We start from the raw sequence: 15,285 nt of genomic DNA, 5'->3' as shown, positions 1-15,285 counted from the left end.
TAATAATCCTTTTCATTTAGATACGTGGCAAACAAGTGATCTCTAGCATCCAGAAAGGCTTGATTGTCAGCACTTGGATGAACACGATTGGATAAGACGATCATCCCTTGATCAGTTTGTTGGTCCAAAATCATCCACGTTCCGGTATAACCAGTATGTGAAATGACAAAATGGTGATCATGGCTGCGCGAATGGAACAGTTTCCAGCCAAAGCTGCGCAAGTGCTCGCCGTTCATCGGTGTCTGGTCATGAAACAGGCTGTTGATCGTTGCCGGTTCGATCAGTCCGCCCAGATTGGTCTCAAGCAAGGCATGACTGAATTTCAGCAGGTCATTCAGCGTAGTAAACATCCCCGCGCTGCCACAGTGTTCACCCAGGACATAGCCTTTAGGATCATGCGTCTGACCACGAATCAAGCCCCGATTCTTTTTAATCTCTGTTGGCACGCATCGAGCTGGATCGGGGGCAAACGTTGTGTCGTTCAGTTGCAGCGGTTTTAAAATCCGTTCCGCAACTGCTTTTTGAATCGGCTCGCCCAAGATTTTTTCAGCAATCCAGCCAACATAGATCAGACCAACGTCAGCATAGCGGACCTGTTTATTCAAATTGGGGCCAACCCGCAGAGTACTGAGCATTTCTTTAGTCAGCTCTTCGGCCGGCAGCTCATCACGATGCGGAATATAGCCTTCGATGCTGGAAGTGTGCGTAAGCAGATTGCGAATCGTAGCCCGATCATCATTAAGCTCCGGCAGCCAGTTGACGACCGGATCGTCCCAGTCCAGCAATCCTGCGTCTTTTAGCTGCATGATCACGGGAACGGTGCCGACGACTTTGGTCAGTGATGCCACATCATAGAGCATGCCATCGGTCAGCGGTTCTTTTTGTGGCTGCAGCTGAGCCAGACCGGTCACGCTTTTTATAGTGGTCTCACCTTCAAAGATTGCCCAACTTATTCCAGGAACGATGCCATCATCAACCATGGCATTCAATGATTTGATCGTATTTTGATATTCACGCATTTTTTGACCCCTTTGCTTAGACTCGGTCTTTATTCTAACACATCGGCTGCCTAAGCGATTGCTGATTGCTAACCAGCCAAACCATTGAGCCAGTTGCGATAAAGTTGAATCCCAGGTTGCCGCCATGAATAGTCGATATCCAGATGATTTTGATCAACATAATAGTTTTTCGGCGGCTGAATGGCCAGCCCTTTTTTCTGGTCACGTCGATATTCATTGTCAAGCGTGTCGGCACTGTATTCAGGATGTCCGGTAATGTAGATCGAATGTCCTTCATCAGCTTGATAAATTAAAGGATCAATCGCCTGGTTGGCGGCCAATACCTTTAGTCCCGCCGGCAGGTGCTTAGGCAGTTCAACCTTGGTATGCCGCGACTGTGGAATCTTAATCGTACTAAGATCTTTTAGCAGCGCCGACTGACAGCTTGCGGTTCCTTGATAAACGCCAAAAAGCTTATGGTTCAATTTCTGCTTGGCCAAGCCAAAATCATTCCAAAGTCCCGCTTGAGCCGCCCAGCATTCGTAAATGATCGATTTAACGTGATCATGAGCCCATTCAACAATCTGTTTAAACTCATCCCAGTAGTCTACGGCTTCAAACGGCAGACATTCCACTGGCGCTCCTGTAATGATCAAACCATCAAAACATCGCTGACGAATCTGATCCAAACAGGCATAATGCTGTTTGATTTTTTCGCCGTCAGCATGCCGAAAATGGTGCGTAGCCGGATACAGGAACGTCACAGTACAATCGATCCTAGTCTCGCGCAGGCGTTGCAGAAACTGCCATTCTGTCGTTTCTTTGGTTGGCATCAGGTTTAAAATCAAAATTTCTTTAGGATTTACTACTGCCTCATTATTCCAGCGTGATGTTAACTTTAATAAACCGTTGCGTGCATTGACTGTCATGGCGATTCCTCCTTAAAAAATAAAAAACGTCTTCATCCCGATTCCCTGGCTAATCTAGGAAATCATGGGACGAAGGCGTTTCGTGGTACCACCCAATTTCACTGCCACCTCACAATGACAGCCTCATTCAGTACGGACATACTGGGCGAGATATCGGTCGCTTACCGGCTCAGGTAGCCTACTGACCCCTGAACGAACTCCGAGCTCATCTTCAATCATTATTGATCGGTCCGCTTTCACCTAATCGAACTCTCTTTAACGATCCGTTATGATCTACTCTTCTCATCAATGTTCTCATTTTATACTTTATTTTTAATCAACTATTAATTTAACATCTTTTTTGCAAATGTCAAGGACTTATCTAATGACTAAATCTGATTGCCTAAGAACTGACTGTTGTAAAGATCCGCATAAAACCCGTTCTTAGCCATTAAAGTCTGGTGGTTGCCCGTTTCAATAATGCGACCATGATTCATGACGATAATCTGCTCGGCATTGCGAATCGTCGACAAACGATGGGCCACGACAAAGCTGGTCCGATTCTGCTGAATGTCGTTCATGGCATTTTGAATCAAGGACTCGGTTCGCGTATCAACTGAGCTGGTCGCTTCGTCTAAAATCAGGATTTCAGGATTGGCCAAAAAAGCCCTTGCAATCGTCAACAGCTGCCGTTGACCTTGGGAAATATTGGACGCTGATTCATCCAAGACCGTCTGATAACCATCTGGCAGCTCGCGAATAAAACTGTCGGCATAAGCCAATCTAGCTGCTTGATAGACTTCTGCTTCCGTTGCATCCTCACGACCATATTTGATATTGTCAAAGATAGTTCCCTTAAACAGCCAGGTATCCTGCAGTACCATCGCAATATGCGTTCTCAGCTGGCTACGGGTCATTGTCCGCGTGTCATGACCGTCAAGATAGATGTGGCCGCCCTTGACATCATAGAAACGTTCCAAAAGGTTGATGATCGTCGACTTGCCGGCGCCGGTTGGCCCAACGATCGCGACCATATGATTGGTTGGCGCCTTAAGATTAAAGTCTTGAATCAATGGTTCATCATTATAGCTGAACTGCACGTCTTTAAATTCAATCTTAGGTTGGTCATGACCAGACAATGGCTGATCTTTTAAGACTTGCTCATCCATTTCCGGCGCGTCTAATACTTCAAAGATTCGTTCAGCTGAAGCAATCGTCTGCTGAATCGTACTGCTCAGATTGGCAATCTGCGTCAAGGGTTGTGAGAACTGGTTGGTATATTGCAAAAAGGCCTGAACATTCCCCAGCGTAATCTGACCATGAATAATCTGCAAAGCTCCAATTACAGCGACCAGCAGATAGCCAATATTTTTAATACAGTTCATCAGTGGAAAGATTAGAATCGAGAAGAACTGGGCCAGCCAAGCTGAATGATAGTACTTATCATTTTTTTGTGCGAATTTGGCTTCTTCATCAGTCTCATGGTTAAACGTCCGCACAATCGTTTGGCCAGCAAAAGTTTCCTCAACTTGAGCGTTGATCTTGCCAAGCTCTGACTGCTGCGTACTGAACAGCTTTTGCGCACGCGGCGCCACCATGCCAACGACGCCTAGACTCAAAGGCACGATAATCAAGGCTACCAGCGTCAGTTTCCAACTGATGGTCAGCATCAACGCCAACACACCAACAAACGTGATCACACTGGTAATCATTTGAATCAGACTCTGCTGCAGCGTGGTAGCAATGTTATCCATATCATTGACCATCCGACTCATCAGATCCCCATTGCTGTGCGTATCATAAAACTTAACCGGAACGACCTTCATCTTGGCTTTCACGTCACGGCGCAGATTATAAACCACCTTTTGCGAGATGTTGGTCATGATGATCTGCTGGGCTAGACTGAACAAACCCGAGAACAGATACAGTAAAACGACAACGATGGCAATATGCTTAATCTTGTCAAAATCAATCGGCAATGCCGTCAGATGCTGCCCTGCCTTCATCTGAACATAGCCCTTCATCATTCCTTCATAAATCGTCGTCGTGGCCTGACCTAAAATCTTAGGCGAAACGATCGACAGAATTACGGAAATAATCGCCAGCACGATTGAAAGAATCATTCCCCAAGCCCATGGCCGCAGATAGGAAAACAATCGACCGGTCGTGCCCCAGAAATCCTGTGCTTTAGCTGCCTTGCCGCGTGGTCCGCCATGTGGTCCTCTACGCATGCGCCTCATCTCCTTCCTGAATCTGTGAATGCAGGATCTGCTGATAGGTTGGATTATTGGCTTTCAACTCAGCATGCGTTCCTTGCCCAACCACGCGTCCTTCGTCCAATACCAAAATCAAATCGGCATCGGCAACTGTTGAGATTCGCTGCGCCACAATCACCGTCACGGCCTGCTTCATCTGTGGATCATTTTTCAATGCCATCCGTAGCTGCGCATCAGTTTTAAAGTCCAGTGCTGAAAATGAATCGTCAAAAACATAAACAGATGCTTTTTTAATGATCGTCCGTGCAATCGCCAATCGCTGCCGCTGCCCCCCCGAGAAGTTACTTCCGTTTTGCTCAACGACCGCATCCAAACCGCCAGCTTCTTTGACAAAATCGGCCGCCCGTGCAACCTCTAAAGCATGCCACATCTGCTCATCGTCGGCTTGATCATTGCCAAACTGCAGATTGCTGCGCACCGTTCCTGTAAACAGCACGGCTTTTTGCTGCGTTATTGAGATCAGGCTATGCAGATCATGTTGGCTTAAGCGATTGATTGGCTGATCGTTAACCCGGATCTCGCCTTTTTCAATTTCCAAAAGCCGTGGAATCAGATTTACCAAGGTTGACTTGCCTGAACCTGTTCCGCCAATGATCGCTAGCGTCTGGCCGGCCTTAACGTTAAAGTTTAGATCAGCCAGAGCCAGTCTCTCGGCACCATGATAGCGAAAATCGACATGATCAAAGCTTAATGAGGCTGGTTTGCTTAGATCAAGCTTTAACTGCTGATCTTTTGGCGCGTCATGGATGCTGATCGGCTTTTCTAAGACCTCGTTGACCCGAACTGCCGAAGCCTGCGCCCGCGGAACAAAGACAAAGATCATCGAAAGCATCATGAAGCTGATCAAAATCATTACGGCATAGCTTAAAAATGCGATTAAATCACCGACTTCCATCGTCATGTTTGCAATCAGATGACTGCCCATCCAGATGATGCTGACGTTGGTTAGACTCAAAATCAAGGTCATTACCGGAAACATCAATGAGACCAGCGTAAAGGCCTTGATCCCGGTATCCGTATAGTCGCGATTGGCCTTTTTAAAACGTTCCTGTTCATAGTCATCTTGATTAAAGGCCCGAATCACCCGCACACCGGTCAAGCCTTCTCTAAAAATCAGATTAATGCGGTCGGTCTTTTTCTGAATACTCTTAAACAAAGGCGTGGCCATCGACATGATGATAATAATGACTACTGCTAAGATCGGCAGACTGATCAGAAAAATCTTGGTCAGTCTTGGCTCACGCTGGTAGGCCAAAAAGCAGGCCGCTACCAGCATGATTGGTGACTGAATCATCATGCGCAGCATCTGGACGATCACGTTTTGGATCTGCACCACGTCATTGGTCGAACGCGTAATTAATGAAGAAGTTCCAAATTCCGATATTTCGCGCTCTGAAAACTGAAAAACTCGCTGATAGATTTGTGATCGCAGATTTTTGCCAACTTTCATCGCCTGCGTAGCTGCAAAATAAATATTGCCAATAGCCATCAACAGCCCAATCAAGGCAACACCCATCATAATCCAGCCTTCATGAGTAATAAACGACAGATCCTGTTTGACCACTCCTCGATTAATAATTTCTGAGGTCAGCGTTGGAATCGTCAAATCGCAGACGACCTGGCCGACCATAAATAAAACCGCCAAAACAACGGCCCACCATTGTAAATTGCGCTTGGCAACCTTAATCATGACTATTTTCACCTTCTTGAAATTGGCTTTTAAGATGCTGGTCAACTTTTAAAATTAACCGATTAAATTCCGCTTTTTCTTCATCATTGAGCGTCTCAAACAAGGTTTTGCAAAACCATTGATGACGCTGGTGATTTTCTTTTGCTAAATCAGCTCCAGCTTGGGTCAGGCGTACATGAATGATCCGCTTGTCGCTTTCGTCACGCTGCCGTTCGATTAAACCATCCCGTTCCATTCTGGCCAGAGTTTCCGTCATCGAACCAGGCTTGATTTGTGCCAGACAGGCCAATTCACGCTGCGAGATATTATCATGCTTTGTCAGCAAGAACAGGACGCGCCCTTGGCCATGAAAGTCACGCTGTTTCGGTTTAGATACTCTTCGAATGTCCATGTTTAACAAAAACATATGACCAAACAGCATTTCATCGCTAATCGACATGTTATTTCCTCCAATAAAATTATTAGGGGCATAATAGTTATGTACCTAACGATTTTTTAGTGTACTAGCTTTATTTGAATTGTCAAGATAAAGTTGAATGACATTCCTTTCAGCACACAGAAATTTTGTGAATAGAAAAAGCACCCGCTAACAACGGATGCTTTCACTGAGCAAAAAACCATTGCCAACCGTCCAGCGTTCATGACCATTGGCAATGCTGATATTTAGTTAAATTCACCAGTCATTGGATCCATTTGCTGATACTCACCAGTTTCGGGATTGTATTTATAGATTCCCTTTAAATGAGAAACATTTGGATCCTGTCCCTCGCCGCTGCTGGTTCGAATATCAACCTGCCAAGATCCATCACTGGTCTGTGAGGTCATGTATTGGTCACCATTTTCCGGCTGCAGACTGGCTGCTTGATTAAGACCATTGACTACCCGATCATTAACGGTTGAGACAGCCTGCGATGAATCATTTGAAGCAGTTGCTTGACTGATTGCTGTTTGAGCTGCAGAAGTCGTCGACTGGGCTTTTTGAACCGTCGTGTCTGATGAAGCAGCGACATCATCAAGGCTATTAGAAGTTACGGCTGCAGCTGATGAACTACTCTGTGACGTTTGGGCGCTGGATTCACTGGCTTTACTGATTTTAGCAGTCACGTGCTTCTTTTTAGCCTGCTGATGCGAGACCGCTGTCGCTGAGCTGCTGGAATCGGCCGTCTGATTATTGCCTGCTGGAGCGCCGACTGATACACAACCGGTCAAACAAAACACCATTGCTGCCATCAACAATCCCGTTAGCCAATGCTTCGACTGTTTAATCATGTCAACCGCCCCTTTCCAGATTCAATTTTTCATTACTATTGTAACTCATTTGCAATAATAATGTAACATTTTTTCGAATCAGTATTCATGATCTCCGCTGCTGTTTTGGTCAACCTTCAGTCAGCTTACTGCTATAATTTGCATTTTAAAACACACGTTCGTATAATTGGTTAAAAATCATCTGAAAGGATACATTTTGAGATGCTTGACTACCATAATGAACCGCATGGCGTTTATTTGATGATTGACAATAAGTCTTTTTTCGCCAGCATTGAAAGCGTTCAGCGCGGAATTGATCCATTAGATTCCGTTCTGCTGGTCATGGCTGAACACGAAAATAATGGCAGCGGTCTGGTCGTTGCTACCTCCCCACTGGCCAAACGCCATTTCGGCATTCGCAATGTCGATCGTGGCTATAAGGTCCCCAATGATGCCCGACTTTTAACGGTTCCACCACGACTGGCACTTTATCGGCAGAAAAACCGACAGATCAATCAGATTTTTCGACGCTATGCTGATGCCGATCATTGGTGGCCATATTCAATTGACGAAAGCATCCTTGATTTAAGCGATACATGGCAGTTCTTTGGCGCAACGCCAGAAAAAACAGCAACCATTATTCAGCAGACCGTTTTTCAAGAACTTGGCCTGCGCACCACGGTTGGCATTGGCGAAAATCCACTGCAGGCTAAGCTGGCCCTGGACCTATTTGCCAAGCATGCGTCTAATTTCCAAGGACGGCTTTCATACCAGGATTTTGCTGCCCGCATCTGGCCACGTCATGACTTGACCAATATTTGGAGCATTGGTAAGAAGACTGCGGCAAAATTAAATCTTTTAGGCATCTATTCGGTTGGCGACTTGGCCCATACCGATCCTCACTGGCTCAAGCACGAGTTTGGCGTTTCCGGAACCCACCTATACGCGTTGGCTTGGGGCATTGACCGTACCGACCTTTCCGTGCATCTAACGCCTAAAAATCCCAGTTGGAGCAGTTCACAGGTCATGCCTAAAGATCTCAGTCATCAAAAAGATATTGAACAGGGGATCATCAAGGTTGCCAACGACGTAATCGATCGACTCAGCCGGCATCATCAAAAAGCCGGCCGTATTCGTTTGGGACTTCGCTATGCCAATGGCGTTACCGATAAGAATGGCCGCACCAGCTATAGTCATGAAATCACCATTGAGCCCACCGCTGAACGGAAACGGTTAATCGATTATCTGCTTGGCATTTTTCATCACGCTTGGTCGGGTGCTGCAGTCCGCAATATTTCCGTTGCCTTGAGTCGGCTCAGCGATGCGAATACACAGCAGATCTCATTGTTCTGATTGATTATTGATATTCAAACGATCTCGCCGCTAACTGCCAGTCGACTAAAAATTTAATGAGGTAAACCATGGATAATTCACTTGCCAGTGCCGCTCATCAGATTGCCGAACAGGTCTGGCCATTATTTAAAAGACTGCCTAAAACCATCTATCATATTCTGGTAGTCAACGATCATTATGACGATCAGTTTAATTTCTTTTTTGAGATCTACCGACCACATTTTAGAACGCATTCTTATCCTCTTTATTCAATGTCCAACCAGCAGCTGGATCAGTTGGAGACACTACTGCGTCTGCTGCGCGAACAAGAAGGTCTGCAGATTAATATCGATTTTCGCGGCTTTAACAATCAACGTTGGCCAAGCAGTCAACGTCGTATTGCCTCCCGCCCTTATCAAACACCACCGTTCAATCAGGATCCGATCACTAAGGATTCAGCAGTTTCGCCCAGCATGTCGGCCCCAGTTCGTCTGCCTAAATATCGTGATGATGAAGCGGCCAAGGTTGCCAACGCCTTTTTTAAAAATGAATACATTGATTACGGCATGGGCAAGTGGCATGGCTTCCGCATTGCTGAACTTAATGAAGTTGAAAATGAGTTTTCCGCACTGCCGATTGAGCTTCCTAAAAATCAGCAAAGCCTACTTGCGATTCGTTCATTATTAAAGCTCGGCATCGATCAAAATCAGCCGGTACATCTACAGCTATATTTTGGCGGTCGCTGCCATGGCGTCAGCGGCGTGATTTTAGGTACTACCAGGCAAACCGTTTTTATCAAGCCCAAACATCAGCACCAGTTGGCCCTGCCATTAAAACTGATTCGCCATGGTGAACTTTTGACCAATAATCACCCAAATCATGATCAGCCACTCTAGCCTGCTATAATACTAGCTCTGAAGAATTTTCCACGCCCTATCGCATCCCAAAAGCCCCCGCCTTATTTTGACGGGGGTTAGATTTTTTATGTTCCTGAACGTGCATCGACCTTTTCAAGTGGTAATTTCCAAAAATTTTGCGTTTGAGCGCCACCGAAAAAACATTTGACCTACTGCTGATCAGTTAATTTAGGCTAAAAAACGAAATGTTAACCCAAAATAAAGAAAAGCGGCCTAATCAAAAGACCGCTTAAACATTGTTATATCAGTAATTCACTTGCTATTGTTCGCCCCATTAAGTCAACCCAAATATCAACCCAATTTCCTTGTTTTTGAGTGTTTTTGCTTGTGAAATAAAATAAAAAAAGTGCATCATATCAACGATTAAGGACGCTGACAGATGCACAATGTTGTTAGGATTGGGTATACAGGGATCGAACCTGTAAATTATGGATTCAGAGTCCACTGCCTTACCATTTGGCTAATACCCAATAAGTTGAGTTGATTGCTTTTAACAACGATTATTAGTATACATAATAACCTATATTGAGTCAACACTTTTTTCAAAATTATTTTTAAAACTATTTATCGTCCAGTTTGTCATTTAAATTTGACTCGCTAATCATAGTTGAGATTAGGTTTCGAATGCAGAATTCATCTGGGCAATCCACACGAGGCATACGTCGATTAAAAAAGGTCAATGCACGAACACCGCACATTGACCTTTTTTATTATTAAGTTTTACCTTTGTATCACCCACACGGGGATCGAACCCGTAACTCCGCCTTGAGAGGGCGACGTCTTAACCAATTTGACCAGTGGGCAATAGTAACGTACATGTATTAGTTTACGTTACTATGATGGATTTTGTCAATCAATATTTCAAATTATTCATAGGAAAGTTCAATTAAATATACCGATTCGCGCGGAATATGCGACGTCGTGACCCAGACATCATGGTATCCCGGAATATCACCGCGTGTCTGCTGGTAGAAATAATCTAACAGCTCGCCATTTTTGGCAACGAATTCTGGTGCCAGCCGATTAACCATTAATTTGCTGTCCGGAAAATAAAAATCAGAATCAGCGATTTTCAAATTATCGGGAATCGTAATCGAAATCGCATTTGAATAGAGTGGCATCCGCGTTTTAATCAATTCGGGATGATGATTGATCTTGGACAAAACATAGTACAAAGTATCAGAATTACTAGCCATCTTATCGCTTCCTTATTCTCTCTTCTCTTAGTTTCACCACTGCACTTCATTTTAGCAGAAAGAATTTAAAAAAGTTAAGTCATTCCTCCGACAGCCGATCATGATTATTTAATGAAATGCAGAATCAGCCAATTAACCAGCCAGAAACACCGACCATAAGCCGCGGCGGTTAATACGATCAGCCCCAGCCAGATCATTGTCTCCTTTTTCATCTGACCTGAAGCAGCAATCATTGCCGCTGCGCTCATACCACCAAGCAATACGTATATTCCCACCGTCATCAATAGGCTTTTTTTTAGAGTTGATCCTCTCCAGCAGCCAGTCAAGATAGTACCATTGAATCAAAGCAACCAAGTCAATGACAGCTATTATTTTCCAAAAAACCAAGCGGCGGTGGAAAATCTGCTCCCAACAGCGCTGTTACGAGACAGCTAATAATAAAGACAGTCGTTTCAATGATTTTAATTTTTTTCATAACCAAATTCCCCAATATAATCAAAGGCAATCAAAAAGCATGATTCTGACCATCATCAAAATCATGCTCCTGTTATTATTTTAATCAAAAGTCGTCGTGAGACCTACTCGTTCAACTGCCTTTAAAAGCGTTAAGACGATCAATGTCTCGATTGGCCAGGAAATAACCTCTTTTGGCAGCCGTACCATCAATAGTGCCATAAAAGTCGTTGCGCTACTGCCTTGCCCCATTCCCATCAAATAGAGCCAAAGCGTCGTAAAGAAGACATTGGTAATCAAAATCTGGCAAAACTCATAAATCAAGATTCGCTGCCAACTAATCTGCTGCTGATATAAGAAGATCCCAGCAATTATTCCCGAAATTGCGGCTGACAGAGTAAAGCCGGGGAAAAACATAGCCCCAGAGCTCAATAGCGTATTACTGATCAGATCATTGATAATCATTGACAGCGCGCCGATCCAAGGTCCCAGTAAAAAACCAATCAGTGCCGTGGCAATAAAGCCTAAACCAATCTTTAAGACTGCCGGATCACCAATCGACAGTTTCTCAAAAATAATCTGCAGCGCAATCAGCATTGCAGCCATCACCATTCTCTTAGTATCAAACTTGGGACCGTGCAGTGACAATACTTTCATAATCAACATCTCCCTAAAATTTTTTGTCAGGGAACAACATTGACCATGGTCTCCGGTGGTGAATGCGGAAAATACAAGCAGCCGCAGCTTCCTTCCGGTTTCCACATTCCGCTCCACCGGACAATAACTCATATTTTCCTACCCCAACGGCATCCATTGTACGATTTTATGACTGTTTTTTCAACAACGAATATAACATCGTTCGTTTTTATTCATTTGTCAATTCTGATATTCGCGATTAGATTTATTTACAATTTGCCTGACAACTTAGCGTATAATTTAGTTAGTTTATTTTTATAGCAAAGAAAGGATTTTTTTAATGGCCAATCAAATCAGCAACCAATTTTTAACTCTGGCAGATAGTAATCAAATGCCGCAAGAGGGTTTTGGACTATACAAAATTACGGACGAAAAAGAAGCCGTCAATGCCATTAAGTGGGCATATGAAGCCGGCTACCGCTTGTTTGATACAGCACAGATGTATGAAAATGAAGAATTCGTCGGTGAGGGTCTGCGTCAACTGGCTGCGCCGCGTGAAAGCTATTTTGTTACGACCAAGGTTTCAGAAGCCAACCAAGGCTATGATCAAACCAAACAATCAGTCACTAGCTCCTTAAAAAAGCTTGGCCTAGACTACGTTGACCTGCTATTGATTCACTGGCCGGTTCATCAGCACTTCTTTGAAACCTGGCGCGCCTTTGAAGACTTAAAAGCAGAAGGATTGGTGCGTTCAATCGGTGTTTCCAACTATGGCATGGTACACCTCGAATATCTGGCAACTAAAGCCCGTGAAATGCCGGTTTTGGATCAATTGGAGGTTCATCCCTGGCTAACCGAAAAACCAATGCTTAAATTCAATACCGATCACAACATCATCACTCAAGCTTGGAGCCCACTTGGTCGCGGCAAGCGTCTGGATGATCCAGTGCTGCTTAAATTAGCTGCGGCACACGGCAAAACACCTGCTCAAATCATCCTGCGCTGGCATCTGCAAAATGGCATTGCCATCATTCCAAAATCCGTTCACCAAGACCGCATTAAGGCCAATGCCGCTATTTTTGACTTTGAGTTATCACCAGCCGAAATGCAGCAGATTGACGGTTTAAACACCAATCATCGCATCAGTAAGGAACCAGAAATGGTCTACGAATTCGGCTACCAATATCCATATTAATCTTTAATCGTCATTAGACAGCGTGATGGGGAGCTTTTCTGCATCACGCTTTTTTAGAATTCCTTAAATTTCGTGTTAGGCCGTCTTCAAATTAGACGTAACTGAAGCAAAAAGGTAAAATAACTTTACAACTGCCGTAAAGGAGGACCCGCCATGCGACGCTTTTTTAGCACCATCATGCTTTATGCCGTTATTCTGATTGGCTTTAGCTGGGTCTATCATAATAACGACAATGCACAGGCTACAGTAAATCGAATCGCCTATGTCGCGCAGGCCAACTTCCAACAGCTAAAGAACCGCATAACTGGTGAAAAGGCAACCTCTACCGCTTCAGCCAAGACGCAGCAGACCAGCAGCGATTCAGACTCAATCAGCGGACGTTGGAAGAAAACAACGGCTACTGTTTATGTCAATTATGAAAATCAGACGCTGCAGCAGGCCGCTTTGGATGCAATCGCCAAGTGGAACGCTACTGGGAGCTTTAAGTTCACACAAACTAACAGCAGAAAAAATGCTGACATCGTAATGACAACCATGAGCAAAGACAATGATGCCGCTGGAATGACTCAGATGAGCGTTGATTCATTAACCGGCTATTTTGTTCATGGCACGGTCTACCTAAATACCGCCTACCTGCTTGATCCCTCCTATGGCTATACCATGGAACGGATTGTCAACACGGCTGAGCATGAACTAGGACATGCTATCGGACTACAGCATACCAACGATATTTCAGTCATGCAGCCAGCTGGATCACTCTATACCATTCAGCAGCGCGATATCGATGCCGTCAATGAACTCTATAGTAGTCAAGCCAACACTGACAACTCAGCCAGCTCTAGTATCAAAACCTCAACTCAAAATACTGATATTAATTAAAAAGCCTCTAAAATTGGCCAACCAATCTTAGAGGTCTTTTTTATTTTGCTTTATACCAGCATGCAGCAGACTGCAGATAACAATGCTGGCAGCATCTGCATTGCCCAGACTTTTTTACCAACCGTTAAGCCACCATAAAAGGCCACCACGATAACAAAAGCCAATAACAGCAGCCATACCTTAATCAGAATGGCCCCACTGAAAATCCAATAGCTGACGATCAAAGAAAGTCCCAGCATGCCGTTATAGATGCCTTGATTGGCAAATGCTACCCGTGCTTCTTTTTGACCAACGTATTCTTCTGAAAGCCCAAACGCCTTAGCCTGCTTAGCGGGGCTGGCAAACATTTCCAATCCCATGATTCCCAGATGCTCAATTCCGACCAGCATGGTTAAAATCAGTGCTAAAATTTCCATGAATATCCCCCATCGATTGAATGTTAGTTAATTATTACAAGAAACCTGCACAAGCGCAAATAATCCGCAACGCAAAACGCGCCCGTTACCATTAGCAAACGAGCACGTCTCTTTATTTAATATGTCGATAGATTCGAAACAGCCAAAGCCAAGTGCCAAGCAAAAAAACGCAATATCCAGCGCTAAGCCAGGCCAGCCAATGAATAAAAGGTACAACGTTAAAGGTTGCAATAATATAAAAGCAGATTGTCAGCACACACCAAACCGTTAATCTGGTCTGCACGCGCGCCAGTTCAGTTCGCAGTTTTTCCTTTTTCACAATTTATTTCACCATCAGCTGCAGAAGCGTTGCCAATAAAGCACCCGTCAACGGCCCCAACATTGGCACCCAAGCATAGTCCCACATTGCGCTTGTCTTGTTGGGCACTGGAATGATCGTGTATGCCAACCGCGGACCCCAGTCACGGGCTGGATTCAGTGCAAAGCCTGTCGTTGTCCCCAAGCCGGCCCCAATTACAAAGATTACCAGCCCAACAACGACCGGTTTTAAGCCAGTTGTAAAATCTCCTAGATTATAAAGCACCAACATGAAGACAAACGTCGCAATCAATTCACTTAAAAAGTTGAACGAATTGCTGCGTATCCCAGGAACGGTTGAAAAGATGCCAATATTGTTATGCTTGGGGTCCTTAGTAGCTTTAAAATGCGGCCAGAATTGAATTATAACCAAAACGGCACCTAAAAACGCTCCTAAGAACTGACCAGCCAAATAAGGCGCCACCTGCGACCAGGGAAACGTTCCAGCTACGGCAAAACGATGGTAACCGCAGGATTTAAGTGTCCCTGGGCACCAAATGAAGCTGCTACATAGACCCCCATGGTTACGGCAATCCCCCAGGCAAACGTTACATAAAACCAGTCGCTTTGACCATGCGCCATGGTCTTGTTCAGGTTTAACCCGGCGCCAACGCCACATCCTAAAACAATCAGCGTCAGCGTCCCTAAAAATTCTCCCAGCATATAAAATTCTCCTTATTTAAATGGTTTTAACAATTAGATACTTAGTTTTAAAAACTACATATATTAAATAAAAAAACGCCATCCGCCAGTCCCAGCGAATGACGCGAAGAATTACTTTTCG

General features: G+C 44.6%; 14 protein-coding genes, 2 tRNA genes, 1 pseudogene, 1 riboswitch and 1 other annotated feature. Of the genes and pseudogenes, 4 read left to right on the top strand and 13 right to left on the bottom strand.

Annotated features, from left to right (window positions below; translation table 11 throughout):
- The 6 genes from ACLUWI_RS09325 to ACLUWI_RS09300 all read right to left on the bottom strand — a co-directional run.
- The coding region (locus ACLUWI_RS09325) for a serine hydrolase domain-containing protein (RefSeq protein ID WP_412147093.1) at positions 1-1,019 on the bottom strand (1,019 nt) is incomplete at its 3' end.
- 68 nt (positions 1,020-1,087) lie between these two features.
- Positions 1,088-1,927, bottom strand: coding sequence for a homoserine O-acetyltransferase/O-succinyltransferase family protein (locus tag ACLUWI_RS09320; RefSeq protein ID WP_412147092.1), 840 nt, complete (start codon positions 1,925-1,927; stop codon positions 1,088-1,090).
- A 62-nt stretch (positions 1,928-1,989) separates the two neighbouring features.
- Positions 1,990-2,225 (bottom strand) — a binding site (T-box leader).
- Between the two features lie 70 nt (positions 2,226-2,295).
- A complete protein-coding gene (locus ACLUWI_RS09315) occupies positions 2,296-4,146 on the bottom strand; it encodes an ABC transporter ATP-binding protein (RefSeq protein ID WP_412147091.1) in 1,851 nt (616 codons plus the stop codon).
- A complete protein-coding gene (locus ACLUWI_RS09310) occupies positions 4,130-5,872 on the bottom strand; it encodes an ABC transporter ATP-binding protein (protein ID WP_412147090.1) in 1,743 nt (580 codons plus the stop codon). The genes ACLUWI_RS09315 and ACLUWI_RS09310 overlap by 17 nt, the downstream gene beginning before the upstream one ends.
- Positions 5,865-6,311 carry a MarR family winged helix-turn-helix transcriptional regulator gene (locus ACLUWI_RS09305; protein WP_412147089.1) on the bottom strand — a complete coding sequence of 149 codons (447 nt, stop codon included), beginning with the start codon at positions 6,309-6,311 and terminating at the stop codon, positions 5,865-5,867. Before ACLUWI_RS09305 ends, ACLUWI_RS09310 begins: the two co-directional genes overlap by 8 nt.
- A 224-nt stretch (positions 6,312-6,535) precedes the next feature.
- Positions 6,536-7,141 carry a hypothetical protein gene (locus ACLUWI_RS09300; protein WP_412147088.1) on the bottom strand — a complete coding sequence of 202 codons (606 nt, stop codon included), beginning with the start codon at positions 7,139-7,141 and terminating at the stop codon, positions 6,536-6,538.
- A 201-nt stretch (positions 7,142-7,342) separates the two neighbouring features.
- Between ACLUWI_RS09300 and ACLUWI_RS09295 the strand changes: the two genes are divergently transcribed.
- A complete protein-coding gene (locus ACLUWI_RS09295; protein WP_412147087.1) occupies positions 7,343-8,473 on the top strand; it encodes an excinuclease ABC subunit A in 1,131 nt (376 codons plus the stop codon).
- 68 nt (positions 8,474-8,541) lie between these two features.
- A complete protein-coding gene (locus tag ACLUWI_RS09290; protein ID WP_412147086.1) occupies positions 8,542-9,348 on the top strand; it encodes a hypothetical protein in 807 nt (268 codons plus the stop codon).
- Between the two features lie 419 nt (positions 9,349-9,767).
- Here ACLUWI_RS09290 and ACLUWI_RS09285 read toward each other — a convergent pair.
- The 5 genes from ACLUWI_RS09285 to ACLUWI_RS09265 form a co-directional block, all read right to left on the bottom strand.
- Positions 9,768-9,839, bottom strand: a tRNA-Gln gene (locus ACLUWI_RS09285).
- A gap of 261 nt (positions 9,840-10,100) precedes the next feature.
- Positions 10,101-10,173: transfer RNA gene (locus ACLUWI_RS09280), tRNA-Glu, on the bottom strand.
- A gap of 62 nt (positions 10,174-10,235) precedes the next feature.
- Complete coding sequence (locus ACLUWI_RS09275) at positions 10,236-10,565, bottom strand: hypothetical protein (protein ID WP_006500314.1); 330 nt, start codon at positions 10,563-10,565, stop codon at positions 10,236-10,238.
- 104 nt (positions 10,566-10,669) lie between these two features.
- On the bottom strand, positions 10,670-10,846 hold the full coding sequence (locus tag ACLUWI_RS09270; protein WP_412147085.1) for a hypothetical protein: 177 nt from the start codon (positions 10,844-10,846) through the stop codon (positions 10,670-10,672).
- Positions 10,847-11,120: 274 nt separating this feature from the next.
- Complete coding sequence (locus ACLUWI_RS09265; RefSeq protein WP_412147084.1) at positions 11,121-11,675, bottom strand: folate family ECF transporter S component; 555 nt, start codon at positions 11,673-11,675, stop codon at positions 11,121-11,123.
- Positions 11,676-11,729: 54 nt separating this feature from the next.
- Positions 11,730-11,823: riboswitch (THF riboswitch) on the bottom strand.
- A 171-nt stretch (positions 11,824-11,994) separates the two neighbouring features.
- Between ACLUWI_RS09265 and ACLUWI_RS09260 the strand changes: the two genes are divergently transcribed.
- Positions 11,995-12,849, top strand: a complete 855-nt coding sequence (locus ACLUWI_RS09260) for an aldo/keto reductase (protein WP_412147083.1) — start codon at positions 11,995-11,997, stop codon at positions 12,847-12,849.
- 153 nt (positions 12,850-13,002) lie between these two features.
- Positions 13,003-13,728 (top strand): M57 family metalloprotease, encoded by a 726-nt coding sequence (locus tag ACLUWI_RS09255; RefSeq protein ID WP_412147082.1) that lies wholly within the window; start codon positions 13,003-13,005, stop codon positions 13,726-13,728.
- Between the two features lie 50 nt (positions 13,729-13,778).
- Here ACLUWI_RS09255 and ACLUWI_RS09250 read toward each other — a convergent pair whose 3' ends face one another.
- Positions 13,779-14,144 carry a DUF1304 domain-containing protein gene (locus ACLUWI_RS09250; RefSeq protein ID WP_412147081.1) on the bottom strand — a complete coding sequence of 122 codons (366 nt, stop codon included), beginning with the start codon at positions 14,142-14,144 and terminating at the stop codon, positions 13,779-13,781.
- Positions 14,145-14,466: 322 nt separating this feature from the next.
- A pseudogene (locus ACLUWI_RS09245) lies at positions 14,467-15,164 on the bottom strand (MIP/aquaporin family protein).
- Positions 15,165-15,285 lie beyond the last annotated feature (121 nt).

The organism is Limosilactobacillus mucosae, from assembly GCF_046939755.1.
Lineage (GTDB): Bacteria > Bacillota > Bacilli > Lactobacillales > Lactobacillaceae > Limosilactobacillus > Limosilactobacillus mucosae_A.
This window is presented reverse-complemented; position numbering and strand designations above follow the sequence as displayed.

What these genes read in the sequence shown, in the direction of transcription:
- ACLUWI_RS09310 (WP_412147090.1), bottom strand. Translation starts at nt 5,872, where the DNA reads ATGATTAAGGTTGCCAAGCGCAATTTACAATGGTGGGCCGTTGTTTTG.
- ACLUWI_RS09305 (WP_412147089.1), bottom strand. Translation starts at nt 6,311, where the DNA reads ATGTCGATTAGCGATGAAATGCTGTTTGGTCATATGTTTTTGTTAAAC.
- ACLUWI_RS09295 (WP_412147087.1), top strand. Translation starts at nt 7,343, where the DNA reads ATGCTTGACTACCATAATGAACCGCATGGCGTTTATTTGATGATTGAC.
- ACLUWI_RS09265 (WP_412147084.1), bottom strand. Translation starts at nt 11,675, where the DNA reads ATGAAAGTATTGTCACTGCACGGTCCCAAGTTTGATACTAAGAGAATG.
- ACLUWI_RS09255 (WP_412147082.1), top strand. Translation starts at nt 13,003, where the DNA reads ATGCGACGCTTTTTTAGCACCATCATGCTTTATGCCGTTATTCTGATT.
- ACLUWI_RS09250 (WP_412147081.1), bottom strand. Translation starts at nt 14,144, where the DNA reads ATGGAAATTTTAGCACTGATTTTAACCATGCTGGTCGGAATTGAGCAT.
- ACLUWI_RS09315 (WP_412147091.1), bottom strand. Translation starts at nt 4,146, where the DNA reads ATGAGGCGCATGCGTAGAGGACCACATGGCGGACCACGCGGCAAGGCA.
- ACLUWI_RS09290 (WP_412147086.1), top strand. Translation starts at nt 8,542, where the DNA reads ATGGATAATTCACTTGCCAGTGCCGCTCATCAGATTGCCGAACAGGTC.
- ACLUWI_RS09260 (WP_412147083.1), top strand. Translation starts at nt 11,995, where the DNA reads ATGGCCAATCAAATCAGCAACCAATTTTTAACTCTGGCAGATAGTAAT.
- ACLUWI_RS09270 (WP_412147085.1), bottom strand. Translation starts at nt 10,846, where the DNA reads ATGACGGTGGGAATATACGTATTGCTTGGTGGTATGAGCGCAGCGGCA.
- ACLUWI_RS09275 (WP_006500314.1), bottom strand. Translation starts at nt 10,565, where the DNA reads ATGGCTAGTAATTCTGATACTTTGTACTATGTTTTGTCCAAGATCAAT.
- ACLUWI_RS09320 (WP_412147092.1), bottom strand. Translation starts at nt 1,927, where the DNA reads ATGACAGTCAATGCACGCAACGGTTTATTAAAGTTAACATCACGCTGG.
- ACLUWI_RS09300 (WP_412147088.1), bottom strand. Translation starts at nt 7,141, where the DNA reads ATGATTAAACAGTCGAAGCATTGGCTAACGGGATTGTTGATGGCAGCA.